We start from the raw sequence: 24,649 nt of genomic DNA on the forward strand, positions 1-24,649 counted from the left end.
GCCCGCGAGAGCCCCGGGAACGTCAAGCGGGGATGGCCGCCCGCTCGACGAGCGGGAAGACCTCCGCCGCGATGCGCTCGAGCTCGGGCGCGAGCGGTGACGACTGGATCAGCAGCAGCGTCACGCCCGCTTCGCGGTAGGCGCGGATGCGCTCGGCGACCTGTTCCGCCGTTCCGACGAGGTTGGGGCGCAGGCCCCGTGTCCCCACCGAGTACTCGCGCGCCGACACCGCGACATCGAGCGCTGAGTTCGCGGTGAACTCCTGGAACGAGGCGTATCCCGGCGAGGACGGATCCACGGTGGTGATGCGCTCCAGCTCGCGCTGGGCCTCCTCCTCGGTGTCGCGCACGATCACGTACGCCGCCATGGCGAACTCGCGCATGGGCTCGCCGACCAGCCGCAGGCGACGCTCATCGAGATCGGCGACCTTGTGCCGTACCTCTTCGAGCGTGCCGCCGTGCATCGCGTAGGCATCGGCGAAGCCCGCGATCGCCTCGCGACCCGCCTCGCTCTCGCCGCCTGCGAACACGGCGGGAAGGGTCTGCGGCTTCGGCTCGACGATCGTGCCCTCGGCGGTGAAGAACCGGCCCCGGTAATCGAAGGGCGAGGTGCGCAGCGTCCCGAGCACGACCTCCACGAACTCACGCGCCTGGTCGTATCTCTCGTCGTGGGCCGGGAACCGTCCCCCGAACTGCTTGGCCTCCTCGGCCCACCATGCGGCGACGACGTTGAGCGCGAGGCGCCCGGGGGCCAGGTCGCTCAGGGTCGAGATCGTCTTCGCCGCGACGGCGGGGAGATGGAAGCCCGGGCGGATCGCCGTCATCACGCGCAACCGCTCCGTCACCGCGAGCACGGCGGACGTCAGCGACCAGGCCTCCAAGCTGGGCGCCGAGATCCCCTTGCGGTCGTTCAGGTACAGCTCGGGGATCAGCATTGTGCCGTACCCCAGCCTGTCGGCGGTCTCGGCCACCTCGCGGATCGTCGCCCACGTCGCGGGCATGCCCTCGTCCTCGACGTTGCGCAGGAATCCGCCGTAGACCGGCGCCCAGAGTCCGAACTCCATCAGTGCTCCTCGGTGGTCGTCGCCGCGCCGACCGCGACGGGAATGGGGGCGGCGGGAGGGGCGTCCGGACCCGCGCGCCCGGGCACGAGCGCGAGGGCCCGCGTCAGGTCGCCGATCAGGTCTGCGACGTCCTCGAGGCCGATCGACAGGCGGACCGTGGACCGGGAGAACCCCGCGAGCGCGAGGTCGCCGTCTCGCAGGTGCGAGTGCGTGGTGGACGCGGGGTGGATCACCAGAGATCGCGCGTCGCCGATGTTGGCAGCGAGGGTGAAGTGCTCCAGCGCGTCCACGAAACGGGGGACGGCCTCGGGCCCCGCCGCCAGGTCGAACGAGAACACCGCGCTCGCCCCGCGCGGCAGATACCGCCGCGCCAGCTCGGCGTGGGGGCTCCCGGCGACGGACGGATGGTGCACGCGCGAGACCGCCGGATGCTCGTCGAGGGCTCTCGCGATCGCCTCGGCCGATGCGGTCTGCCGCGCGATCCGCAGGTCCAGCGTCTCGATGCCCAGCAGGAGCTGGTGCGCGTTGAAGGGAGACAGCGCCGGCCCGAGGTCGTGCGCGAGCTTCGTCTTGGCGTAGACGAGGAAGGCACTGCCGTCACGACCGAAGCGCTCCCAGAGCACCACGTCCCCCACCCGGGGGTAGGGTTCCGTGAACTGCGGCCACCGGCCGGGTGCCGCCCCGAAGTCGAACGTGCCGAGATCGACGATGAGCCCGCCCAGCGAGCCGCCGTGCCCCCCGAGATACTTCGTCGCGGAGTACACCGCGACATCCGCCCCGTGCTCGACGGGCCGCAGCAGCGCGGGGGTGGCGACCGTGTTGTCGACGACGAAAGGCACCCCCGCCGCGTGCGCGATGTCGGCGACGCCTCGCACGTCCAGCACCGTGGCCGTGGGGTTGCCGATCGTCTCGGCGAACAGCGCGCGCGTCCGGGGACGGATCGCGCGCCGCCACGCGTCGAGATCGCCCTGATCGACGAGGGTGACCTCGATCCCGAAGTCGGCGAACGTGTCGGTCAGCAGGTCGAGCGTGCCCCCGTAGAGCTGGCGCGCGGCGACGATGTGCTCGCCGCTCTTCGCCAACGCAAGCAGAGCGATCGCGACGGCCGCCTGCCCCGAGGCCACCGCCAGGGCCGCCACGCCGCCGTCGAGGGCGGCGATGCGCTGCTCCAGCACGCTCTGCGTCGGGTTGCCGGTGCGGCTGTAGAGGTTGCCCTGGCGACGCAGCGCGAAGATGTCGCGCGCGGCCTCCCACGACTCGAACTCGTACGCGGCGGTCTGGTAGATCGGCACGACCGCCGGGTTGGGAGGCACCGGGGGGCGTGCCCCCGCGCGGATCTGCGTGGTCGCGAAACCGGTCATCGCGGAGCCTCCCTGGTGAGGACGGGCCGGGCGGAGGGATCCGCGCGCAGGCGTTCGAGGAAGGTCACGATCTCCGCGGCGACGCTGCGGTGATGTACGTCGTTGAGCACGTCGTGCAGGCCGTCGCGCACGGTGACCAGCTCGGCGTTCCAGGCGGTCAGCCGGGCCGCGACCCGCCCCGGCGGCGAGATGCGGTCTGCTCCCCCGTGGACGGCGAGCACCGGCAGGTCCGCCGCCAGCTCCGGCCAGACCACGGGGATCCCGGATGCCGCGAGCGGCTCGGCCGGCGCGGCCGCCACGACGGTGCGGTGCACGGGGCAGGCGCTGCGCTCGGCCAGTTCGTCGTCGCCGGAGCGGGGCCGAGTCCCGCCGTCGGTCGCGGTTCCCGCGAACACCGCGCCGGAGGGCTGCGGGGCGAGCCGCTCCTCGGCGAGCGCCGTCGCGAGCAGCCCGGCCGAGGTGTCCGCCCCCAGCACGAGGCGCACGCCCTGGGCGCCGGCGGCATCGGACCCGGCCCACGCGGCGACGACGTCCTCGACCGTCTCGGGAGCACGGGGCGCGACCTCGACGGCGTAGCCGTCGGCGGCCAGGCGGCCGCTCAGGCGCCGGTAGTACGCCGGCTCGTCGCCGCGCCCCGGGAGCACGAGCACGGCGCCGCGCGCCGTGCCCGCCGCCGGCGTCCGCTCGGATGCGGTCGGCCTGGTCTGAGTATCGATGGCGGACATCAGGCGACCGCGGCGATCGGCTCGCGCTGCGCGGCGCGCTCGCGCAGCAGGGGGATGAGCTCCTCGCCCCATTCCTGCACGTCGCGCAGCGGATCGTAGCCGCGGATCAGGAACCGGCGGATCCCGAGGTCGTAGTACTTCAGCAGCGACTCGACGACCTGCCCGGGCGTGCCGACGGGACCCGTGGAGTTGCCGGCGGCTCCGGTGAGCCGGTTGATCCCGAACCACAGCCGTTCGTCGTGGACGTCCTTCTGCAGGGCGTGCGCGTGCAGCAGGCGCCGTCCGACGGCGTCGTTGCGTTCGTCCTTCCCGACCCGCCACGTCCGGTTGTCGCCCAGTACGCCGCCGTCGACGCGCGCCTTCACGGCACGGTAGTGCTCGTCCGCCCGCTGCCAGGCCTCGTCCTCGGTGCGTCCGACGATCGGCCGCAGCGACACCGAGAACCCGATGTCCCTGCCGAGCTCGGCGGCGCGGCGGCGGATGCGATCGACGTGCGCCTTCGTGGCCGCGAGCGGCTCCGCCCACAGCGCGTACACGTCGGCGTGGGCGGCGCCCGTCTCGACCGCGGCGTCGGACAGGCCCCCGAAGAAGTTCGGGATCCCGTGTTCCGTCGCGGGCTTGAGCGGACTGAACGCGTCCTTCACGCGGTAGAACTCGCCGTCGAAGTCGAAGGGCTCGTCGCTGGAGAGGGTGCGCCTGACCAGCTGGATGAACTCCGCCGTGCGGCGGTAACGCGCGTCCTTCGCGACGAAGTCGCCGTCGCGGGCCTGGTCGGCGTCGCTTCCGCCCGTGATGTGGTGGATCGCGACACGGCCTCCGCCCGACAGGTGATCGAGGGTGGCGAGCCGGCGCGCGACCTGCGTCGGCGCCGCGAAGCCCGGGCGGTGCGCCACCAGGACGCCCGCTCGCTCGGTGCGCTGCAGCACGTGCTGCGCCACGGCGAACGCGTCCGGCGAGGCCGAGCTGTGCGCGACGAGGACGCGGTCGAAGCCCGCGGCGTCGTGGGCCCGGGCGAAGTCGGTGAGATAGCGCTCGTCCACGATGGGGCCGTCGGCGGAGCCGACGCTTTCGGAGCCGTAGCTCGTGGACACCATTCCGAGGATCTCGATGGTCATCTGGATTGTCCGTTCTGGATGTGGGCGAAGGGGGTCGGGGAGGCGTGGCGGCGCATTCGCCGCAGCGCCAGGTCCGGCGGCGTCCGCCGGCGGGCGCCGCTCATCGAGCGGCCTCCAGTTCACGCACGGCGGCGCGCAGGGCCCTGCGCTCGGTCGGCGTCGCGCCTGCGCCGTCGATCGTCGGCACCGAGGCCATCAGCAGGCGCGTGTACGGGTGCGCGGGTTCCGTCAGCACGCGGCGCGTGATGTCGTCCTCCACGATCCGTCCGCGATACAGGACGGCCACGCGGTGGGCGAGTCCCGCGAGCGTCCCCAGATCATGTGTGATCAGCAGGATGGACAGCCCCCGCTCAGCGCACAGCCGTTCCAGCAGCTCGAGGATGCGCACACGGCTCGAGGCGTCGAGGGCGCTGACCGGCTCGTCGCAGATGAGCAGCCGGGGTGAGGGCGCGAGTGCTCGCGCGAACGCGACGCGCTGCCGCTGTCCGCCCGAGAGCTGTCCCGGATACCGGTCCGCGAGCGACGGCACGAGCCCGACGAGGTCGAGCGCCTCGGCGACGGCCGCACGCACCGCGGACCGCGGCTCGCGGCGCACCTCGAGCCCTTCCGCGACCGACTCGAAGACCGTGCGGTCGGGATCGAGGCTGCGCAGCGGGTCCTGGAACACGTACTGCACAGTGCCCCCACGACGGAACTCTCGCCGGGCGCGACCCCGAAGCCCGGTCGTGTCGGTGCCGTCCACGACGATCTTGCCGGCGTCGACCGGATCGAGACCGAGGATCGTGCGCGCCAGGGTGGTCTTGCCCGACCCCGTCTCGCCGATCAGCCCGACGATCTGTGCGGGGGCGACCTCCAGGTCGACCGCGTGCAGCACGCGCCTGCGACGCGGCGCACGGCCCAGGGAGACGTCGACGCCGTGGACGTCCAGCAACGCGCTCATGCCCCCGCCTCGCTTCCGTCACCCGGCGGGCGCGTCCCGTACAGTCGATCGATCCCGTACCGGGCATGGGCGTCGAGGAGCGACCGGGTGTACGCGTGCTCGGGTCTCCCCAGCACCCGGCGCGTGGGCTCCTCCTCGACCACCCTGCCGTCGCGCATGACGTACACGTGGTCGGAGACCTGCGAGACGACCGCGAGATCGTGCGAGACGAGGATCACGGTCAGGCCGGTGGACGCGCGCAGCTCGGCGAGGAGGTCGAGCACCTCCGCCTGCACGGTCACGTCGAGTGCGGTCGTCGCCTCGTCGGCGATCAGGACCTCGGGCTCGGCGGCGAGCGCGATCGCGAGCAGAACGCGCTGCAGCATCCCTCCGGACAGCTCGAACGGGTACTGCGCGGCCACGCGCTCCGGATCCACGAGCCCGAGGCGCGCGAGGGCCGCCACGCTCGCGACGCGCGCATCGCGACGCGACAGCCCGAGGCGCACGCGGTGCACCTCGTCGAGCTGCCGGCCGACGCGGATCGACGGGTTCAGGTACGAGGCGGGGTCCTGGAACACGGCCGAGATGCGGGCGCCGCGCACCTCACGCCACTGCCGCTCGCTCAGCGCTGCGAGGTCGATGCCCGCGAAGGTCAGCTCGCCCGCCGTGCGGGCCGCGCCGTGCGGAAGGATGCCCAGCAGCGAGCGGCAGGCGAGCGTCTTGCCGCTGCCGGACTCCCCCACGATGCCGATCGTCTCTCCGCGATGGGCCTCGAAGCCGACGCCGCGCACCACCTCTCGGCGACCTCCATCGACCGCGACGCGCAGGCCCGCCACCCGCACCAGCGGGGCGTCGCCCCGCTCGCGAGGCGTCGGCTGCAGCCGGACTGCGGGCCGGTCAACCACGGTGCTGGACATCGACGACCTCCTTCTCGGGGCGCGAGGACGCGCCGGAATGCGGGGCACCGGGCGTCTCGGCGCTGCGGCGATACCGGAACACCGCGAACCGATCGTCCGCGCCCGCCGCGGCGATGCGCGCACGCCCACGATCGCCGCTCGTGTCGCGGATCGCGTCCGCGAGCCAGTTGAGCGCGCCGACCGTCGCCATGATGAGCAGCGACGGGATGAGCGGCCCGTACGGCCGCTGGTAGAGATAGCCCAGGTCGCTCGCCAGCATCCCGCCCCACGTGGGCTCGGGGGGCTGGACGCCGATCCCGAGGAACGTCAGGCTCGCGACGATCAGCAACGCGCCGCCGATCGCGTTCGCCGTGGCGACCACGATCACGGGCACGATCTTGCCCCAGATGTGCACGCGGATGGTCCGCAGCGTCGTCGAGCCGAACAGTTCCGCCGCCGTCGCGTACTGCGTGTTGGTGAAGTTCAGCGATGCCGAGCGGGTGATGCGATAGAAACCGGGGGCGAGCAGGATCCCCACCGCCAGCATGGCCTGATGGAGGCCGTTGCCCAGCAGCGCGGCCACCGCGATCGCGAAGATCATGAACGGCAGCGCGAGCAGCCCGTCCATGAGTCGCAGGGTGAGCCACTCGTATGCGCGACCGAAGTACACGGACGTGATGCCGGGGAGCACGCCGAGCAGCAGTCCGATGCCGACCGCCTCGACCGCCGTGAGGATCGACAGCGTGGACCCCGCGAGGATGCGGCTGAGCACGTCGCGGCCGACGTAGTCGGTGCCGAGCCAGTGCGCCGCCGACGGGCCCTGCAGCACCGCGGTCGCGTCCTGCTGGTTCGGGGGATAGGGCGCGAGCACCGGCCCGAACAGCGCGAGCACGGCGACGACCAGCAGCACGACAGCGGCGGCCGTGCCCGCGGGTGTGCGCAGCGCGGAGAGCAGACCCCGGTTCACGATTCCCTCCGCGCGGCGGGCCGCAGCACGACGAGCAAGACATTGACGATCGCCGACGACGCCACCACGAGCAGGATCGACACGAACAGGGCGCCCTGGACGACCGGGATGTCCCCCTGCAGGGCCGCCTGCTTGGTCAGCAGACCGAGCCCCGGCATCGCGAACACCGTCTCGGTCACCACGGCACCGCCGATCAGCCGCGGCAGGTGCATCCCGAGCAGCGCGACGGCGGGCCCCGAGCCGTTGCGCAGCGCGTGGACCAGCACGACCCGGCGGCGGCTGAAGCCTCGCACCGTGGCGCCGACGACGTAGTTCTCCTGCAGGGCGCCCACGAGACCCGTGCGCAGCTGCCGCGCGATGTCGGACGCCGCGTCCAGGCTGAGGGCGAGTGCGGGCAGCGTGATCGACCCGATCCACAGGCCGACGTCCTGCTGCGGCGGCACGTACCCTCCGGACGGGAACACCGGCACCAGCACCGAGAGGAAGACCACCAGGGCGACGGCCGCGACGAAGCCCGGGATCGTCGACAGCGCCGATGCGAGCAGCGTGACGCCCCGGTCGATCCACCCGCCCTCGTTCAGCGCGGCGACGATCCCGAGCGCGACGCCCGCGACCGTGCCGAGCAGAAGCGCGTAGATGGCTATCGAGAAGCTCACCGGCAGGCGGGTCGCGATGCTGTCCGCCACGGGGATGCGCGTGAACCATGACTCTCCCAGGTCGCCCTGGAACGCGGCCGCGAGCCACTCCACGTAGCGGACGGCCACGGGCCGGTCGAGCCCGAAGTGCGCCCGCATCCGCTCGATGTCCTCGGGCCGAGCCTGATCCCCGAGCACGAGCGACGCGGGGTCCTGCCCGGTGACCGACCCCAGCAGGAACGTGATCAGCGTGGCGATCAGGAGCACCGGGAGCACGATCGCGAGGCTGCGCGCCAACGCGAGGGCGAGGCCGACGGCGAACCGGCCGGCGCTCCGCGCGCGCAACCGGGCGGGACTCACCGCGTCCGGTGCGGGCGGGGCCGCGAGCAGTGTCATGGCGTCGTCTCCGTCGTGGTCTCGTGCCGTCGTGATGTCTCGGGGCCGCGGCTACTGCCCGACCGTGACGTCCTCGAAGCGCCACGTGTCGACGTACCCGCGCAGGCCCTTGACCTCGTCGGTGTAGGCGAAGAAGCGCGTGACCGAGAACAGGAAGACGTTCGGCATCTGCGTGACGGCCGTTTCCGTGGCGTTCTGGATCGCCGCGGGGTAGTCGGGATGATCCAGCGGCAGAGCGCGGGCGGCGTCCACGGCGGCGGGGAGATCGGCGGGGGTGTTCCTGCCGAGGTTCATCAGCCCCTCCTCGCCGAACAGCACCTCGAGCGCCTGCACCGGGGACTGTCGTGCGTTGAACTGGTCCACGACGAACGGGTACTTGCGGGTGATGTAGTTGACCTCGCCCGGTGTCTGCACCACCAGGCTCGTACGGATGCCGGCAGAGGTGAGCTGCTGCTGGATGAGCTCGGCGAGCGGATCCGACTCGGCCGAGATGGCGAGCTCGATGTCGACGCCGTCGGGGTAGCCCGCCTCGGTGAGCAGCTCCCGCGCCCGGTCGGGATCGTGCGGGTAGAGGTCGTCGAGCGCGTCGCTGTGAGCGACGTAGCCGTCGGGGAACGGCTGCCACAGGGGCTCGCCGTATCCGAAGTTCGCGACGTCGATCAGCTCCTGCCGGTCGATCGCATGGCTGATCGCCTGGGTCACGCGCGGGTCGTCGAACGGCTCGACCGTGTTGTTCACGTCGAGGACGCGCACGGGGAGCACCTCCTGCTTGAGCACCTCGAAGCCCGCGGCTTCGACGCTGTCGACCTGCGACGCGGGGATGCTGACGACGTTGTACTGTCCGCTCTGCAGCCCCGCGACGATGACGGACGGGTCGGGCGTCGGCTTCAGGACGAACTCGTCCACGCGGATGTGCTCGGCGTTCCAGTAGTCGGGGTTCTTGCGGAGGGTGGCGTGCGAGTCGGGCACATACTCCTCGAGGATGAACGGCCCGGCGCCGACGGGGCGGGTGGCGAGCGCGCCGGTGTCCTCGGCGATGGCTGCGGGGCTGACGATCTGGCCCGTCTTGCCCGACAGCAACAGGGGGATCTGGAAGTCCGGCTGGTCGAGCACGAGTCGCACGTCGGTCGGCGAGTCCACGACCACGTCCCGCACGACCGCGAGCTGAGCGGCGACCGTCGAGTCGGCGCCGTCTCGGCCGCGCAGCAGGCTCTGCCGCACCGCTTCGGCGTCGAGGCGCGTGCCGTCGGAGAAAGTCAGACCCGGGCGGAGGTGGAACGTGACCTCGTCCCCGGCCTCGTTGTACTCCCAGCTCTCCGCGAGCCCGGGCGCGACGTCGCCATCCGCGGTCTGCTGCGTGATCGGCTCGTACACGAGCGCGAGCGCGTGCAGGTCGTTGCCGATCGCTGAAGTCACGGGGTCCCAGGTCGAGGGGAGCGCCCATCCCCACGTGATCGTGCCCGCGGACGCGGCGGCGGCGGAGCCCGCACCGGGCGCTCCTCCCGCGGCGCAGCCCGAAAGGGCCAGCGAGGCTCCGATCGCGAGCGCGGCCAGGCTGCGCACCGCGCGGCGGGTCGTCGTGCGGCGGGATACCGCGCGGAGGGGCGCCACGCGACCCCGCGCGGACGGGCGGGCGGCGGGAAGGCGGAACGCGGTGCGGTTCACGGACGTCAACTCTCGATCGGCGGGCCAGGCCCGGGGATGCGGGGTGTTGAGTCAGGAAGCTATCGGCGCGAGCGCGCCGCGCCTACGTCCGTTTCAGTATGTTTCCGACACAAGTCGTAAGAATCGAACTTAACGACTGAACATAATGGCGCGGTCAGTCGAACCGGACCCGCAGGTCCCCGTCGACGGCGCGCGCGATGAGCTGCGCGAGCTCGTCCAGCAGGCCCGGGTCCTCGGGCAGCTGCGCGGTGGACAGCCGCAGCAGCCCGACCGGCTGCGGCGAGACGAACGCCGTGGCGCCGACGTCCACGATGATCCCGCGCGTCGCGAGGGCGAGCGCGGTGGCGCGCTCGTCCGGCACCTCCACCCACGCGACCAGGCTCCCCGGGCCCGAACGAACCGTGAGGCCGGCATCGCGCAGCGCCGACACCGCGAGCGTGCGCCGCAGCGCGTAGCGCTCCTTGGCGGCTTCGACGGTGCGCAGCGCCGCCTCGTCCCGCAGCATCGCGGCGAGCGCGTGCTGGAGGATGCGGCTGTTGGAACCGACACCGCCGCTGCGTGCGGAGATCGCCCGGTCGACGAGGTGGCGCGCACCGCCGATCACGGACGTGCGCAGATCGAGCCCGAACGACTTGCAGAAGCTCAGCACCCGCACCGTGCGATGCGGCAGGCGCGCCCCGACGGTGCGCACCGGGGCGGTCGAGAGCAGACCGAGCGAGTCGTCCTCGACGATCGCGGCGTCGGAACCCTCGAGCACATCTGCCAGCGCCTGCGCACGGGCCTCGCTGAGCACTGCCCGGGGCGAGAAGGGGCCGCCCGGCTGGTGCAGGAACGCAGCGGCGCCCGCCGCGAGAGCCGACTCGAGCGCGCCGGGCAGGGCGCCCTCATCGTCGACGGGGATCCCGATCACCTCGACGCCGAGCTCGGCGAGCGTCGCGAGGAATCCGGGCGGCGCCGGCTCGTCGATGGCGATCGGACGTCCCGGACGGATCACGGCGCGCGTGGCGAGCCACAGTCCCTCCGTCCCGCCTCCCGCACTCGTCCAGGCCTCCGCGGCGAACGGCCACAGCGGCGCGACCTGCTCCTGCAGGGCGCCGACCATGTGCTCGCGCCCCCACGCGTTGACGCCCGGCTGGCGCAGCGCGTGGAGCAGCGCCGGCTCGAGGGGCGGCTGCAGGCGGGTGTCCGGGCTGCACAGCAGGAGATCGACGCCGGCCCAGCCGGGGAATGCCGACCGCCGCTCGGCGCCGACGATGCGCGTGCCACCGCGACGACGGGTCTCCACGAGCCCCTCCTGGCGCAGCGTCGCCCAGGCCTCCGCCACCGTTCCCACGCTGACCCCCACCGCGTCGGCGACCGACCGGATGGTGGGCAGCCGTGCACCGTGAAGCAGATCACCGGAGCGGATCAGTTCGGAGATCTCCGCGGCCAACCCCGTGGCCGTACGGGCGGTGAGCCGGTCGACGAGCTCGACGGACGACGAGTCGGTCACGGCACCTCCCGCGGACGCGCGGATCCCGGACCCGCGACGGATATGTTCACCAGGAGCCTACCGACACTGAACACACCGGCTCCTCGTCGCCGCGGGTCACCGGGCGCGGGAAGCGGCGACCGGCCGGACTCGGCTCCGTTCCCACGCGAATGCCAGCGCGCGGTCGGGCGGCTCACTGTTCCGTCTCGCACGATGGAGACCGAACCGGTCGTCCCGCTGAGCGGGCGGGCCGGGGGTGAGCAGGGAATACCTCCCGCGGGGATGCGTTGTCCCCAGTGTCCGGCCTCGACCGGGGCCGAGGAAAGGCATCGTGGGCAAGAACTACGTCGACATCGAGAACGATCACGGCGAGACGCTGCGCTATCGGAAGCACGTCAACGGCCGGGGCCTCGTCGCGCACGGCGCGAAGGTGCACCCGGACGCGCGCGTGGAGGCCGGCGCGTACATCGAGCCCGGCGTCCAGGTGGCCGCCGGTGCGGTGATCGCGCGAGGCGCCTGGGTCGAGCCCGAGGCGCTGATCGGTCCGCACGCGTACATCGACGCGGGCGCGCACATCGGCCCGAAGGCGGCCATCGGCGCCAAGGCGCACATCGGCGTCCGCACGCGCGTCGGCGCGGGCGCGCGCGTCGCGAAGGGCGCGCGCATCGGCGACGACGAGACCATTCCGGCCGGCGGGAGCGTCGCAACCGACCGCCGCGGCGGCCTGCACCTGGCGGCCTGAGCCGCCGGCGGCCGTGACGCGCCCACGCGCCCTGCCGTAGCCTGACGGGATGATGCGTAAGGGCCGCGGCGGCGCACCGGGTGGCCGCGGTCGGCCGCGCCGCACCCCCGCGCGCCCCGCGGCGCGACCCCCCGCGGCGAAGGGCGCCGCCCCCGTCGCGCCGGAGGAGCCGCGCGTGTTCCGGCTCGGCGCGATCCCCGGCGCGACACCGGGCAAGTGGATCGACCGCTGGCGCGAGCGCCGGGCGCACGTGCCGCTGGAGCTCGTACCGCTCACCGTGTCCGGGCAGCGCGACGCGCTGCTCGCGGGCGAGGTCGACGCGGCCCTCGTGCGCCTGCCGATCGACGACGCCGACCTCCACGTGATCCCGCTCTACACCGAGGAGGCCGTCGTGGTCGCCTCCGCGGATTCGGCGCTGACCGCCGTCGAGGAGCTGGAGCCCCAGGACCTCGCGGGCGAGGTCCTGATCGTGCCGCACGACGACGTCCTCGGGCCGATTCCGCTGCCCGGCACGCAAGCTCCTCGCTTCGACGCGCCCGAGACCACGGCGGACGCCATCGCCACGGTCGCGACCGGCGTCGGTGTGGTCGTGGTGCCGATGTCGCTCGCGCGCCTGCACCACCGCCGCGATGTGGCCCACCGGCCCCTGCGGGGCGCGCCGACCTCGACCGTCGCGCTCGCGTGGCCCGTCGCGCGCGACACCCCCGACGTCCAGACGTTCGTCGGCATCGTCCGCGGCCGCACCGCCCACTCCTCCCGCGGCTGACCGGCCCCTCCGCGCAGCCCGTGCCGGGCTATGCGCCGGCGGGGGGATTCAGGAGCAGATCGATGCGCTCGGACAGGTAGGACGACAGCGGCATGCGTCCGCCCGTGGACGTCCAGCGGATGGTGACGCGATCCCCGACCCAGGCTAGCGGACCGTCGGCGCGTCCCGCTGCGACGGCCTCGAGGTCCAGGCGGCGCCAGCCGATGTGCACCGTCTCCCCCTCGGCGAAGCCGCCGCGCAACGCCATCGCGCGCAACTCCGCGCGCTGACGCGCCGACTCGGCGGCGTAGCCCCGCCGGCCGGGATCGGCCGCGCGGAGCACCTCGCCCGTCTCGTACACAGCGCCGTCATCGACGAGCAGGATGCCCACGCGCCACGCATCCCCCACCCGGACGATCCGCGGTCGGGCGCCCAGCACGGCGCGGATCCTGCCGGGCTCGGCGACCTCGCCCAGCGCCTCGCGCGGAACGCCGGCGAGCCGACGCCTCGCGTCGACGAACAGCTGCGCGACATCCTCCGCCATGCGTCTCACGCTAACCCGCCCCGCCCGCACCTCCACAATGCGCCTGCGCGCCGAGAATACGACTCCGCGCCGAGAATGCGTCGGGCACACGCATTCTCGGCGCGGGTACGGATTGTCGGGGTGGGGCGGCTACTTCCAGACGTCGGCGGCGATGTCCACGACCGCGCGGATCTTCGCCCACTGCTCGTCCTCGGTCAGCACGTTGCCCTCCTCCGTGGACGCGAAGCCGCACTGGGGGCTGAGCGCGAGCTGCTCGAGCGGGGCGAAACGCGCCGCCTCCTCGATGCGACGCTTGATCTCGTCCGCGTCCTCCAGCTCCCCCGTCTTGGTCGTGATGAGGCCGAGCACCACCGTCTGCTCTCCCGGGGACAGGAACCGGAGCGGCTCGAATCCGCCCGCGCGGTCGCTGTCGTACTCGAGGAAGAAGCCGTCGTAGGCCACGCCGAAGAGGTTCTCGGCGATGGGCTCGTAGCCGCCCGAGGAGATCCACGTGGAGCGGAAGTTGCCGCGGCAGACGTGGGTGGTGACGACGAGGTCGTCGGGCTTGCCCTCGAGCACGCGGTTCAGGATGGAGGCGTACCGCTCCCCGAGGCCGTCGGTCTCGATGCCGCGCTCGGTGCGCGCCCGCTCGAGCTCGACGTCGCTGCACAGATACGCCCACGCGGTGTCGTCGAACTGCAGGTATCGCGCCCCGGCGTCGTAGAACGCCCGCACGGCTCCGCGATACGCCTCGACGAGGTCATCGACGTAGTCGTCGCGGTGCCCGTAGGCGCCGACGATGTTCTGCGGCTCGAGCCGGAAGTCGAGCACCGTCGGCGACGGGATCGTGAACTTGGGCTGGATGCCGGCGGCCTGCGCGAGCTCGGCGATCGAGCGGTAGTGGGCCAGGTGCGGATGATCGCTGAAGCCGATGCGGCCGCTGATCTGCACGGCCCGCTGCTTCGTCTGGGCACCCTGGAAGGGCAGGCCGTGGTCGGACTCGACGATCTCGACGCCGTCGAGACCGTCGAAGAAGTCGAAATGCCACCACGCGCGCCGGAACTCGCCGTCCGTTCCCAGGCGCAGTCCGTTCTCGGCCTGCTTCGCCACGAGCTCGGAGATGTGGGCGTCCTCGACGGCGCGCAGCGCGTCGGCGTCGATGCGGCCGTCGGCATGGTCCGCGCGGGCCGCCTTGAGAGCCTGGGGACGCAGGAAAGAGCCGACGATGTCGGCGCGATAGGGAGGATTCACGGTCACCCCGTCAGCCTATCCCCGGGCCGGCGGGCGACTTGCGGGCACGTCATCCGCCGTCATGCCGGGCCGCGCGTCGTCAGGCCTCCGTCGCGGCACCGCCCGGCAGCGCGATCAGAGGTCCGACCGGCCGAGGGTACGGTCCGTGGATCTCGCCGTGCAGCCGCTCCATGCGGGCGTCGAGTTCCGCCGCCGTCTCCGCGGCCTCACGGAGGCTGTCGATCAGGTGGCCGGGCACCTGCTTGTCGTACTTGTAGTAGATCTTGTGCTCGAGGCTCGCCCAGAAGTCCATCGCGATCGTGCGGAACTGGACCTCGACCGGCACCGTGACCGTGCCGGTCGAGAGGAAGACGGGCACCTCGACGATCGCGTGGAGGCTCTTGTAGCCGTTGGGCTTCGGCCGGGCGATGTAGTCCTTCACCTCGCGCACGGTGATGTCATCCTGGCCCGCCAGCAGGTCGAACAGGCGATACGCGTCGCGGACGAAGCTGCACGTCACGCGGACGCCCGCGATGTCGGTGATGTTCCGGCGGATGTCCTCCAGGTCGGGGCTGATGCCCTTGCGGACGACCTTCTCGGCGATGCTGTCAGGAGACTTGAGGCGGCACGAGACGTTCTCCACGGGGTTGTAGGAGTGGGTGTGTTCGAAGTCCTCGCGCAGGATGGACATCTTCGTCTCGATCTCGCGCATGCCGAACCTGTACTCGTTGAGGAAGCGGTTCATCTCGTCGCGCAGTCCGCGCACGTGCTCGATGAGGTCGCCGTCGACCGGCAGAGATGTCATGGATGCCACGCTAGGGGTGGCTGCTACGAGCGTCCTGTGAGCCCCTGATGGACGCGAGATGAGCCTTCCAGCGGCTCCTGAGCCGGCCAGCCGGTATCCCGGGAACGCGCCAGGAGGTGGGAGAACATTTTGTGCGCGAACATATTCGATCTATGTTGAGCGCATGGGCATCCTCCACTATGGGTCGGCCGCGACCCCGATCCACATCGACGACCGCGCGCTCGCGCACCTCAAGGTCGTCGTCGTCAGCAAGCTGCGCCGGAGCGAGAGCTTCACCGTCTCCTGGCAGCATCCCGAGGACGATGGTCCTGGCCGGAGCACCATCTGGGTGCACCCCTCGATCCCGGTCCGCTTCGAGTTCGACGAGCCGGTCGCGCCCGAGCTCAACCGCGAGTGGATCGAAGAGCTCGCGCACTCGGCCAACGCGCTGGGCGGGATCACGCTGATCGCGGAGCACGTCGGCCCGGTGGAGGACATCTGCGACGACGAGGACGACGCCTCAGCGAAGAAGTAGCCCCGACAAGAGAAAGAGGGTCGCGCCCGTGGGCGCGACCCTCTTTCTCTTGTTCTCCGGTCAGCTCTCCTCGCCGCCGCCCGACGTGGGGTCCGGCGGCTCGGGCATCACGGTGAGCCCGTTCGGCCCGCTCGCCGCCTTCATGAGCTCGTCGAGCCACACACGGTTGAGCCGCGGCGCACGGCCGCCCGAGAAGTGGAACTGCAGCGGCACGGCCGGATGCAGCCAGAAGCTGCGGCGTCCGATGCCGTCGCCCAGCTTGGTGTCGAACATGAACGGCTCGCCTCGGCGCAGCTTGTTCATGACGACGATGCGCAGATGCGCCAGAGTTCGGTCATCGATGTCGACGGAGTCGGCCGCCGCGCCGTAAATGAATCGCCCCACAATGCGACGATACCCGAGTTAGGCGTCCCGGACAGGGTCTTCCCTCGCGACGCGCGGGCGGCGCGCGCTGAACGCGCGTCCGGCGCGGGCTGGCGGGGCCCTCCCGCGCCGCACGTCCGCTCACTCCACGGTGCGTCCGTGAACCTCGCCGCGCCAGCCTCCGGTCTCCTCGCCACGCTCCTCCACGAACTTCTTGAAACGCTGCAGGTCCATCTGCGCCTGTGCGTCGTCGATGCCGAGCCCGGCGCCGATCTTCTCGATCACGCCCTCGGGCTCCCACTCCATGCGGAGCTTGACATGCGTCTCCGTGCCGTGCGGCTCGAACTCGACGCGACCGGCGTGGAACGTGCCGTCCGTGCTCTGCCACGCGATGTGCTTGTCCGGGACCTGGTCGACGATGTCGGCGTAGAAGTCGTGCTCCCGCCCCGCGATGCTCACCGTCCAACGCGTGCGCACATCGTCGATCTGCTGGACCGACTTCACCGCCCCCAGGTAGTTCGGAAAGGACTCGAACTGCGTCCACTGGTTGTAGACGGTGTCGATGGGAGCCTCGACATCGATCTCTGCAGTCAGCGTTGCCGTCATGATGCCTCCTAGTGAATCTCCGTCTCGCAATGTGGTCCGACGGTACGTCGCGGCTCGGAGGACGCTAATGGGGTTGACTCTCCGAGGGTCTCGATGTAGCGCCGAGACCGTGGTGAGGAGCCTCCCGCCGGGAAGTCAAGCCGCTGGTGCGAGCTCGCGCCGCCGCCGTATCGTCCTCACATGCCAGATGCAGCACATGATGGGGATCGCGAGCGCGACACGGGCGGAATGCGCGCGGCGTTCTGGGCGTGGGCGCTGCTCGTCATCGGGGGCCTTGCAGTCATGATTGCCCTGCCGCTGATGGGACGCTGACATGCGCCGCGCGCTCCGGGACAACGGCCTCACCTTCTTCTTCCTCGCCGCCTTCCTCGTGTCCCTCGTCGGCCAGGCGGTCGTCGGCCACGCCTACGAGAACGAACAGCTCGCCAGCCACGGTCTGCCCGGCGTGACCCTGTGGCAGTTCGTGACGTCGTCCGAGTTCATCGTCGACGTCTCCGAGAACTGGCAGTCCGAGTTCCTCCAGTTCTTCGTGTTCATCCTCGCGACGGTATGGCTCGTCCAGCGCGGCTCGCCGGAGTCCAAGAAGCCGGGGGACGAGGGGCCCGGCAGCGCGGAGGACCAGCAGATCGGCCCAGGGCGCGGTACCCCGCTCTGGGCCCGGGCCGGGGACTGGCGGACGACCCTGTACTCGAACTCGATGCTGTTCGTGATGGGCGGGCTCTTCGCGCTCTCGTGGCTCGCGCAGTCGCTGAGCGGCGTGGCCGTGGCGAACGACGAGGCCGCGCAGCACGGCGAGCCGCCCATGACCTGGGCGGCATACGTCGTCACACCGGACTTCTGGAACCGGACGCTGCAAAACTGGCAGTCGGAGTTGCTCGCGGTCGGATGCATGGTGGCGTTCTCGATCTACCTGCGTCAGCGCGGTTCGGCGGAATCCAAGCCGGTCGGCACGCCGCACGCCACGACCTCGGTCGAGTCGGACTAGCGATCGGCGCACGGAAAGAGGGGACGCGCTCGCGTCCCCTCTTTCGCCCAACCGCCTCAGCCCACGAGCTCCTTGAGGCGCGTCGACAGCTCCTCGCTGGTGTGGACCTCCTGCTCGCGGTTGGCCTCCAGGAGCTTCAACGCCTCCGTCGCGCCCATCGCCGTGACCGGCAGGATCAGACCCTCGTACGCCGCCATCTCGTAGTGCTCGTTGCCGAGCGCGGCCGACAGCGTCACCTGGTCCCGCAGCGCCGGGGCGCTGCGGGCGATCAGCGACTCGGCCTGCTTGCTGATCCCCTTGGTGCTGGGCGACGCCGCGGTCGACTCCGGCACCTCGAGCAGCTGGAACACCTTTTTGAGGTTCTCGATCTGCTCCTTGGTCTCGTCGGCGTGGTGCCGGAACAGCTTCTTGATGTCGGGCGACTGCGCCGCCTCGCTCAGCTCGCCGAGGGCCGCGAGAGAGTCCTCCTCCATCGTCATCGCCGTTCGCAGCTGGAAGCGCAGCAGGTCTTCGGGCGTTTCGAGATTGAGCTGGCTCATGGTCCTCCTTCGTCTCACCGACCCGATCCCGGGCCGACTCAGCCGACGCTATGACGACCCCCGCTCGCCGCCCGAGGGGATTGCGTCGGCTCCCGGCGCCCGCTATATCCTCCGCCCGGCCGGCGTCCGGCAGCCCGCGCCCTGGTAGAGCCGCACCGCGACGGTGTCAAGCCGCTTCTCCTCCCACCCCCTCGTGCCTACCGTTCCCGCAGGGGAACGACACGAAGGAAGTGAAGCGTGAGACGGTATCGGGCACTATCCGCAGTCATCGCCGCAAGCGGGGTCATCGCGCTCGCCTCCGGCTGCGCCGCGGGCACGGGTGGCGCCGACGACGCGGACGCGGAGTACGACGCGTCGGCCGAGCTCGAGGGACGGCTCGACGTCATGGGGTTCTCGGGCGTCGACGAGGTCGCGACCGCCCGCATGGACCGCGCTCAGGAGCTCCTCGGCGAGGGCGTCGAGGTCAGGCTCACGGAGGGGGAGCTCGATCTGCAGCAGTTCCTCTCCGCGGTGGCCACCGGCTCCCCGCCCGATCTGATCTACGCCAACCGGGACCAGATCGGCTCCCTGGCAGCGCGGGGCGCGATCCTCCCCCTCGACCGCTGCATCGACGGCGAGGGCATCGACACCGGCATGTACGTGGAGTCGGCGCTCGCGCAGGTCACGCTCGACGACCGCATCTACGGGATCCCGGAGTTCAACGTCGTGCAGGTGACCATGGCCAACGCCGATCTGCTGCAGGCCGCGGGGCTGTCGCTGTCGGACGTGGACGGGTCCGACTGGGACGCGATGTCCGCGGCGAACGAGGCGCTCACCGATTCGGACGGCGGACGTCTCAGCGTGATCGGGGTGGACAGCAAGCTGCCCGAGTTCTTCCCGCTGTGGGCCAAGGCGAACGGCGCGGACCTCATCAGCGAGGACGGGCGCGAGGCGCGCCTGGACGACCCGGCCGCGATCGAAGCACTCGAGTGGGCCGTCTCCATCTACGACGCACAGGGCGGCTTCGGCGCGGTGAAGGCGTACCGCGACTCCGCCGACTTCTTCGGCGAGGGCAATCAGTTCGCCAGCGGCACTCTCGGCGCCATGCCGATGGAGCAGTGGTACATCAATGTGCTCAACGACGTCTCCCCGGACGCCCCGATGGCGTTCGACACGGTCAAGGACCGGCAGGGCGAGCCGCTGGCGTACGCGTCGGGGTCCGCCTGGGCGATCCCCGCGGGGGCCGAGGACCCCGAGGCGGCGTGCCGGTGGGCGCGCGCCATGACGGAGGTCGATGCCTGGCAGGCCGCCGCGCAGGCGCGCCTCGACCTGCGCACCGAGGAGGGCAAGCCGTTCACCGGCATCCTCACGGGCAACGCCGAGGCGGACGAGGTCATCCGGGAGATGGTCACCCCGGGCGGCGAGCCCTGGGACACCGCCGTGGCGGCGATGTACGAGGCCAACGACCACACATTCGCCCTGCCGGCCAACCCCGCCGACGCCGAGTTCGAGACCGCCATGCAGGACGCCGTGAACTCGGTGCTGTCCGGGCAGGCCGAGCCCACCGACGCCCTTGCACGCGCGCAGGAGACAGCCCAGAGCGCGCTGGACGAGGCGTGGGGTCGCATCGGCTCGGACGAGGGATGACGGCCTCCCCTTCGGCCGCGCCCGCACCGGCTCGACCGCGGGCGGCGAGGCGCGTCCCCCGTCGCCCGCGGTCGAGGATGCGCGAGACGCGCGCGGCCCTGCTGTTCCTCAGCCCGTGGATCATCGGTTTCGCGGTGTTCACGGCGTGGCCGCTGATCTACAGCGCCTACCTGTCGCTCACCGACTACGACGTCATCAACGACCCGACGTTCATCGGCTTCGACAACTACGCGCGGCTCTTCGCCGACCCGAAGGTCTCGCTCGCGCTCACGAACACGCTCTTCTTCACGGCCGTACAGGTCCCGCTGTACGTGATCGTCTCTCTCGCGCTCGCGCTGCTCCTGGCACGCGCGGGCCGCGCCTCCGGCTTCTTCCGTACGGTCTTCTTCCTCCCCAAGATGACGCCGCCCGTGGCGGTGGGAATCCTGTTCCTGCTGCTGTTCAACGGCCAGAGCGGCCTCATCAACACGGGCCTCGGCGCCATCGGCATCGACGGGCCTTCGTGGACGACGGATCCGTCGTGGGTCAAGCCAGGCCTGGTGATCATGAGCCTGTGGACGGTCGGCTCGTCCGTGCTCATCCTTCTCGCGGCGCTGCGCGGGGTCCCGGAGGAGCTGTACGAGTCGGCGCGCCTCGACGGCGCGGGCGCCTGGCGGCAGTTCCGGCACGTATCGCTTCCGATGATCAGCCCCGCGCTGTTCTTCGTCGTCGTCGTGAACACGATCGCCGGGCTGCAGACGTTCGATGAGGCCTACACCGCGTTCTTCGGCGCGGGCAACACCACCTACGGGAACGACGCGGCGCTCTTCTACGTCATCTATCTGTTCCAGCAGGCCTTCCAGTTCCTCCACATGGGATACGCGTCGGCGATGGCCTGGCTGCTGTTCCTCGTCATCATGATCGTCACCGCGATCCAGGCCTTCGTCTCGCGCCGGCTCGTGCACTACGAAGGCGGGAACACGCGATGAGCACGCTCACCGAACGCCTCACCGGCGCGCGCGGCGCGGCCGCCGCGGGCGGTCTGGGCGACAGAGGAGCGGCGGCGGCGGGCGCCACGGCCGAGGGCCGGCGGCCGTCTCAGCGCCGTCGCACGCGGATCGGGCGGGTCTTCACGATCGTCGCGCTCGTCGCGATCGGCATCGTGTTCGTGTACCCGTTCGTCTGGCTCGTCAGCGCCTCGTTCAAGCCACGCGGCCAGGTGTTCGACAACCGTCTCATCCCCGAGACGTTCATCCTCGACAACTACGTCCAGGTCTGGCAGCAGGCGCCCCTCGCCGTCTGGCTGCTCAACACGCTCATCGTGACCGTGCTCGCCGCCGTCGCGGTGACGATCTCGAGCGCGATGGTGGCGTGGGGGTTCGCGTTCTACCGCTTCCGGGGGCGCGGGCCGCTGTTCGCCCTGGTGCTGGGGTCGATGATGCTGCCCGGCGCCGTGACGATGATCCCGACCTTCCTCATCTGGAACGCCCTCGGCGCCGTCAACACCCTCACCCCGATGTGGGCGCACAACCTGTTCGGGAGCGCCTTCTACATCTTCCTGCTGCGCCAGTTCATGCTGTCGCTGCCGCGCGACCTGTTCGACGCGGCTCGCGTGGACGGCGCGAGCCCGTGGCAGGTGTTCTGGCGCATCGCGCTGCCCCTGTGCCGGCCGGCGCTCGCCGTGACGCTCGTGTTCGAGGTGCAGGCCGTGTGGACCGACCTCATGCGGGCGCTCATCTATCTGCGCGACTCGGCGACGTTCACCGTGCCGCGCGGTCTCAAGGCGCTCGTGGACACCTTCGGGTTCGGCGGGGAGTGGCACTGGGAGATCCTGGTGACGGCCAGCGTCATCACGACGATCCCGATGATCATCCTGTTCTTCGTCGCCCAGCGGCACATCATCCACGGCGTCGCGGCGGGCGGCGTGAAGGGGTAGCGGTCAGTCCTCGGGGCCGCGGTGCGCGTCGAAGTTGCGCTCGTAGCGCGCGGTCGCCTCGTCGAGCAGCCGAGGGGTGAGGATCGCGAGGGGCTGGATGTCCGCCAGGAGCGGCTCGCAATCGGGCCCCCGACCCACCATGCGGCCGTCGAGCACCCACGCGAAGCGGTCCCGGTTCTTCTCCGCCAGCTCGGCGTACTGGCACACCTGACGCGCGAGCCAGTCCTCGAGGGGACGGGTCCACCACGCCTCCGGATGCAGGGGGTTCACGGACAGGCCCGGCAGGTCCAGCCCGCTCTCCGTGTCGCGACTCTGCTCCGATGCGTCGTGCTCGGGCCCGGCCGAGTACCGCACATACGACTCGGGCCGTGAGCGGACGAGGTCGACCAGCTCGGCCATGCTGGTCAGCAGCCGGAGCCCGTCGTCGGGCGCCGGCTCTCCCGCGGCACCCGTCTCAGTCGACCTGTTCGGACTGGGTGGAGATGAAGTCACGGTCCTCCTCGCTCAGGGTCGCGCCCTCCGGCACGTCGCGGCCCGTGATCTCCGCGATCTCCTCGCGCGCCTCGCTCGGCAGGGCGTCGCCCGGGTGCTCTCGCAGCGCGTGCTTGGTCGAGATCGACAGGCGCGGCCACCATTCGTGGATCGACGGCAGTTCGGCGGTCATGGCTCCCCCTTCTCCTCGCTTGCACCGAAGCTAGGCCTCCGCACGCGCGCGGCTCAACGGGTTGACATCGCCTCCGGCGGCGACACGTCGGCACCCGCGGGCGCGGCGGCCGCGCGCACGAGCCAGCCGGCCAGCAACGCGCCGACGGCACCGCCCACGAGTTGGGCCGCGACGAAGGGCAGGACCGAGGCGGGCGCGATGCCCGCGAACGTGTCCGAGAACATCCGTCCGATCGTGATGGCGGGGTTGGCGAAGCTCGTCGAGGCCGTGAAGAAGTAGGCCGCCCCGATGTAGGCGCCCACCGACGGGGCGACCAGCGCGGCCCGGCCGCTGCGGACCAGCGTGAAGATCACGAGGACGAGGCCGGCCGTCGCGACGGCCTCGGCGAGCAGCAGGCCGGGCTCGGCGCGGTGGGTGGTGCTCCAGCCGGCGCGCGGCACCGCGAACATCGCATCCGCGAGGAGCGCCCCGGCGATGCACCCGCCGACCTGCACGGGCACGTACGCCGCGGCGATGCGCCACCCGCGCCCGCCGAGCGCCGCATCGGCGAGGGACACCACCGGATTGAAGTGCGCGCCGGAGATCGGCTGGAACACCACGATCAGCACGCCCAGGCCGAGCGCCGTGGCGAACGCGTTCTCGAGCAGCTGCAGCCCGGTATCGCCGGGCGACAGGCGCTGCGCCATGATCCCCGAGCCGACGACGATCGCGGCGAGCAACAGGCTGCCGAGGAACTCGCCCGCGAGCTCGCGGGGAGAGGCCGCACGCCCAGGGACCTTCCGCGCGGGCGCTCCCGCGGCCATCGCGCTCACGGCTCGAGCACCGCGGCGACGCGCTCGAGCGCGTCCGGCACGAGAGCATAGAAGGCCCACGTGCCCCGCTTGCTGCGCGTGAGGAAGCCCGCCTCGGTCAGGATCCGCAGGTGGTGCGAGACGGTTGGCTGCGCGAGCCCGACCGGCTCGATGAGGTCGCACACGCACGCCTCCCGCTCGGGGGTCGCCGCGACGATCGAGAGCAGCCGCAGGCGCGCAGGATCCGCGAGCGCCTTCATCGCCCGGGCCAGCCGCTCCGCCTCCTCCGCTCCGAGCGGCTCGCGAACCAGGGGGGCGCAGCAGACCGCGGGCGACGCGACGGGAGTGACATCGAGCGAGGCGGGCATGCATCGAGAGTAATCGATATTCATCATTGTCGATGCCTTCGCGGTGCGAGAGCGAGGATTGGCCGGACAGCGAGCACCCCGCGGACATAGGCTTTGGTCTATGGATGCCGGGAACCCGCTCGCGACGATCGCGGACCCGACGCGCACGCGCATCCTGCGCCTGATCCTGTCCGCTCCGGGCGGGCGCGCCCGCGTCGGCCAGCTGGCCGACGAGCTGGGGCTGCGCCAGCCGACGGTGAGCCACCACATGAAGGCCCTGCTGGCCGAGGGCGTCGTGTCGCGCCAGCAGGACGGCCGCCGAGCATGGTTCTCGGTCTCGCCGGATCACGCCGACGCCGTCGCATCTCTGGTCGGCGTGACACCCGCCCCGCACGAACCGGACCTCGGACGGATCGTCGACGACCTCGCCGTGCGTTTCCGCGGCATCTTCAACCGCGAGACGATCGACGCCTACGTGCGCGAGAGCCTCGACCTCCTCGCCCACGGCGAGGCGCCGCCCCGCCAGCTCGCATCGCGCACCGCGGCCTTCGCGGCATCCCGCCTCGAGGCGCTGGCGCGCGCGGACGGCCCGCACACCGAACGTCCCGAGGTGCTGTTCGTGTGTGTGAAGAACGCCGGCCGGTCGCAGCTGGCGGCCGCCATCCTGCGCCATCTCGCGGGCGATCGCGTCGTCGTCCGGACCGCGGGCTCGATGCCCGCCGCCGACATGCGCTCGACCATCGTGATGTCGCTCGACGAGATCGGCGTGCCGATCGGGGGCGAGTTCCCCAAGCCGCTCACGGACGAGGCCGTGCGCGCCGCGGACGTCGTGATCTCGATGGGCTGCGGCGACGCGTGCCCCATCTACCCCGGTCGGCGCTATCTCGACTGGGAGGTCGACGACCCGGCCGGCCGGCCGCTGGAGGACGTGCGCGTCATCCGCGACGACATCGAGCGCCGCGTGCGAGGCCTGCTCGACGAGCTGCTCTGAGCCGCGCGGCCATCCAATTGCGACGCGTCGCGGGCATCCGCTTGCGCGAC

Annotated in this window: 29 protein-coding genes; 9 read left to right on the plus strand and 20 right to left on the minus strand. The window is 71.6% G+C overall.

Translation table 11 applies throughout. The features are described 5' to 3' along the window. Positions 1–22 precede the first annotated feature (22 nt). The 10 genes from IEX37_RS07270 to IEX37_RS07315 form a co-directional block, all read right to left on the minus strand. Positions 23–1,063 carry an LLM class flavin-dependent oxidoreductase gene (locus tag IEX37_RS07270; protein ID WP_188755585.1) on the minus strand — a complete coding sequence of 347 codons (1,041 nt, stop codon included), beginning with the start codon at positions 1,061–1,063 and terminating at the stop codon, positions 23–25. Continuing rightward, complete coding sequence (locus IEX37_RS07275) at positions 1,063–2,424, minus strand: O-acetylhomoserine aminocarboxypropyltransferase/cysteine synthase family protein (protein ID WP_188755586.1); 1,362 nt, start codon at positions 2,422–2,424, stop codon at positions 1,063–1,065. The genes IEX37_RS07270 and IEX37_RS07275 overlap by 1 nt, the downstream gene beginning before the upstream one ends. After that, positions 2,421–3,149 carry an alpha/beta hydrolase gene (locus IEX37_RS07280; RefSeq protein WP_188755587.1) on the minus strand — a complete coding sequence of 243 codons (729 nt, stop codon included), beginning with the start codon at positions 3,147–3,149 and terminating at the stop codon, positions 2,421–2,423. Before IEX37_RS07280 ends, IEX37_RS07275 begins: the two co-directional genes overlap by 4 nt. After that, the gene (locus IEX37_RS07285; protein WP_188755588.1) at positions 3,149–4,264 is read right to left on the minus strand and encodes an LLM class flavin-dependent oxidoreductase; all 1,116 of its coding nucleotides are present in this window, start codon (positions 4,262–4,264) and stop codon (positions 3,149–3,151) included. Before IEX37_RS07285 ends, IEX37_RS07280 begins: the two co-directional genes overlap by 1 nt. 100 nt (positions 4,265–4,364) lie before the next feature. Beyond that, positions 4,365–5,204, minus strand: a complete 840-nt coding sequence (locus tag IEX37_RS07290; RefSeq protein ID WP_188755589.1) for an ABC transporter ATP-binding protein — start codon at positions 5,202–5,204, stop codon at positions 4,365–4,367. Next, a complete protein-coding gene (locus IEX37_RS07295; protein WP_188755590.1) occupies positions 5,201–6,100 on the minus strand; it encodes an ABC transporter ATP-binding protein in 900 nt (299 codons plus the stop codon). Before IEX37_RS07295 ends, IEX37_RS07290 begins: the two co-directional genes overlap by 4 nt. Beyond that, positions 6,081–7,046, minus strand: coding sequence for an ABC transporter permease (locus IEX37_RS07300; protein ID WP_229663131.1), 966 nt, complete (start codon positions 7,044–7,046; stop codon positions 6,081–6,083). The genes IEX37_RS07295 and IEX37_RS07300 overlap by 20 nt, the downstream gene beginning before the upstream one ends. After that, positions 7,043–8,077: an ABC transporter permease gene (locus tag IEX37_RS07305; RefSeq protein WP_188755591.1), complete on the minus strand. Its 1,035-nt coding sequence runs from the start codon at positions 8,075–8,077 to the stop codon at positions 7,043–7,045. Before IEX37_RS07305 ends, IEX37_RS07300 begins: the two co-directional genes overlap by 4 nt. A gap of 51 nt (positions 8,078–8,128) precedes the next feature. Then, entirely contained in the window at positions 8,129–9,742 is a 1,614-nt protein-coding gene (locus IEX37_RS07310; RefSeq protein ID WP_188755592.1) for an ABC transporter substrate-binding protein, read from the minus strand. Between the two features lie 154 nt (positions 9,743–9,896). After that, positions 9,897–11,234, minus strand: coding sequence for an aminotransferase class I/II-fold pyridoxal phosphate-dependent enzyme (locus tag IEX37_RS07315; RefSeq protein ID WP_188755593.1), 1,338 nt, complete (start codon positions 11,232–11,234; stop codon positions 9,897–9,899). A gap of 310 nt (positions 11,235–11,544) precedes the next feature. Between IEX37_RS07315 and IEX37_RS07320 the strand changes: the two genes are divergently transcribed. Continuing rightward, positions 11,545–11,955, plus strand: coding sequence for a transferase (locus IEX37_RS07320; RefSeq protein ID WP_188755594.1), 411 nt, complete (start codon positions 11,545–11,547; stop codon positions 11,953–11,955). A gap of 49 nt (positions 11,956–12,004) precedes the next feature. After that, complete coding sequence (locus IEX37_RS07325; RefSeq protein WP_229663132.1) at positions 12,005–12,721, plus strand: substrate-binding domain-containing protein; 717 nt, start codon at positions 12,005–12,007, stop codon at positions 12,719–12,721. Positions 12,722–12,749: 28 nt separating this feature from the next. Here the strand turns inward: IEX37_RS07325 and IEX37_RS07330 are convergent, their stop codons facing one another. The 3 genes from IEX37_RS07330 to IEX37_RS07340 form a co-directional block, all read right to left on the minus strand. Next, positions 12,750–13,244 (minus strand): glutaminase, encoded by a 495-nt coding sequence (locus tag IEX37_RS07330; protein ID WP_188755595.1) that lies wholly within the window; start codon positions 13,242–13,244, stop codon positions 12,750–12,752. A gap of 129 nt (positions 13,245–13,373) precedes the next feature. Next, complete coding sequence (locus IEX37_RS07335; RefSeq protein WP_188755596.1) at positions 13,374–14,480, minus strand: 5-methyltetrahydropteroyltriglutamate--homocysteine S-methyltransferase; 1,107 nt, start codon at positions 14,478–14,480, stop codon at positions 13,374–13,376. A gap of 73 nt (positions 14,481–14,553) precedes the next feature. Further along, entirely contained in the window at positions 14,554–15,258 is a 705-nt protein-coding gene (locus tag IEX37_RS07340; RefSeq protein WP_188755597.1) for a GTP pyrophosphokinase, read from the minus strand. Between the two features lie 163 nt (positions 15,259–15,421). Between IEX37_RS07340 and IEX37_RS07345 the strand changes: the two genes are divergently transcribed. Then, entirely contained in the window at positions 15,422–15,772 is a 351-nt protein-coding gene (locus IEX37_RS07345; RefSeq protein WP_188755598.1) for a DUF7882 family protein, read from the plus strand. A gap of 60 nt (positions 15,773–15,832) precedes the next feature. On the opposite strand, the gene IEX37_RS07350 is transcribed toward IEX37_RS07345, so the two are convergent. Both IEX37_RS07350 and IEX37_RS07355 read right to left on the minus strand, forming a co-directional pair. Further along, positions 15,833–16,156, minus strand: a complete 324-nt coding sequence (locus tag IEX37_RS07350) for a DUF7882 family protein (protein WP_188755599.1) — start codon at positions 16,154–16,156, stop codon at positions 15,833–15,835. Positions 16,157–16,276: 120 nt separating this feature from the next. Beyond that, on the minus strand, positions 16,277–16,741 hold the full coding sequence (locus tag IEX37_RS07355) for an SRPBCC family protein (protein ID WP_188755600.1): 465 nt from the start codon (positions 16,739–16,741) through the stop codon (positions 16,277–16,279). Positions 16,742–16,921: 180 nt separating this feature from the next. Here IEX37_RS07355 and IEX37_RS16055 point away from each other — a divergent pair, with 180 nt between their 5' ends. Beyond that, complete coding sequence (locus IEX37_RS16055) at positions 16,922–17,053, plus strand: hypothetical protein (protein WP_268236526.1); 132 nt, start codon at positions 16,922–16,924, stop codon at positions 17,051–17,053. 1 nt (position 17,054) lies between these two features. Further along, positions 17,055–17,726, plus strand: coding sequence for a DUF6766 family protein (locus IEX37_RS07360; protein ID WP_188755601.1), 672 nt, complete (start codon positions 17,055–17,057; stop codon positions 17,724–17,726). A gap of 56 nt (positions 17,727–17,782) precedes the next feature. Here IEX37_RS07360 and IEX37_RS07365 read toward each other — a convergent pair whose 3' ends face one another. After that, complete coding sequence (locus IEX37_RS07365) at positions 17,783–18,265, minus strand: YciE/YciF ferroxidase family protein (protein WP_188755602.1); 483 nt, start codon at positions 18,263–18,265, stop codon at positions 17,783–17,785. 237 nt (positions 18,266–18,502) lie between these two features. Here IEX37_RS07365 and IEX37_RS07370 point away from each other — a divergent pair, with 237 nt between their 5' ends. The 3 genes from IEX37_RS07370 to IEX37_RS07380 all read left to right on the plus strand — a co-directional run bounded on the left by IEX37_RS07370 (position 18,503) and on the right by IEX37_RS07380 (position 21,806). Beyond that, positions 18,503–19,891: an ABC transporter substrate-binding protein gene (locus IEX37_RS07370; RefSeq protein ID WP_188755603.1), complete on the plus strand. Its 1,389-nt coding sequence runs from the start codon at positions 18,503–18,505 to the stop codon at positions 19,889–19,891. A 77-nt stretch (positions 19,892–19,968) separates the two neighbouring features. Continuing rightward, the gene (locus IEX37_RS07375; RefSeq protein ID WP_373286256.1) at positions 19,969–20,859 is read left to right on the plus strand and encodes a carbohydrate ABC transporter permease; all 891 of its coding nucleotides are present in this window, start codon (positions 19,969–19,971) and stop codon (positions 20,857–20,859) included. Continuing rightward, positions 20,856–21,806 carry a carbohydrate ABC transporter permease gene (locus IEX37_RS07380; RefSeq protein WP_188755605.1) on the plus strand — a complete coding sequence of 317 codons (951 nt, stop codon included), beginning with the start codon at positions 20,856–20,858 and terminating at the stop codon, positions 21,804–21,806. The genes IEX37_RS07375 and IEX37_RS07380 overlap by 4 nt, the downstream gene beginning before the upstream one ends. Before the next feature lie 3 nt (positions 21,807–21,809). Here IEX37_RS07380 and IEX37_RS07385 read toward each other — a convergent pair whose 3' ends face one another. Genes IEX37_RS07385 through IEX37_RS07400 form a run of 4 tightly spaced genes read right to left on the minus strand, consistent with a single transcriptional unit; the run spans position 21,810 to position 23,629 of the window. Continuing rightward, entirely contained in the window at positions 21,810–22,298 is a 489-nt protein-coding gene (locus IEX37_RS07385) for a DUF6098 family protein (protein WP_229663133.1), read from the minus strand. Further along, entirely contained in the window at positions 22,261–22,470 is a 210-nt protein-coding gene (locus IEX37_RS07390; RefSeq protein ID WP_188755606.1) for a hypothetical protein, read from the minus strand. Before IEX37_RS07390 ends, IEX37_RS07385 begins: the two co-directional genes overlap by 38 nt. A 53-nt stretch (positions 22,471–22,523) precedes the next feature. After that, positions 22,524–23,273: an aquaporin gene (locus tag IEX37_RS07395; RefSeq protein WP_188755649.1), complete on the minus strand. Its 750-nt coding sequence runs from the start codon at positions 23,271–23,273 to the stop codon at positions 22,524–22,526. A gap of 5 nt (positions 23,274–23,278) precedes the next feature. Further along, positions 23,279–23,629, minus strand: a complete 351-nt coding sequence (locus tag IEX37_RS07400; RefSeq protein ID WP_188755607.1) for an ArsR/SmtB family transcription factor — start codon at positions 23,627–23,629, stop codon at positions 23,279–23,281. 100 nt (positions 23,630–23,729) lie between these two features. On the opposite strand from IEX37_RS07400, the gene IEX37_RS07405 reads away from it, so the two are divergent. Beyond that, the gene (locus tag IEX37_RS07405) at positions 23,730–24,599 is read left to right on the plus strand and encodes a metalloregulator ArsR/SmtB family transcription factor (protein WP_188755608.1); all 870 of its coding nucleotides are present in this window, start codon (positions 23,730–23,732) and stop codon (positions 24,597–24,599) included. Positions 24,600–24,649: the final 50 nt, after the last annotated feature.

Source organism: Microbacterium album, assembly GCF_014643695.1.
Taxonomy (GTDB): domain Bacteria; phylum Actinomycetota; class Actinomycetes; order Actinomycetales; family Microbacteriaceae; genus Microbacterium; species Microbacterium album.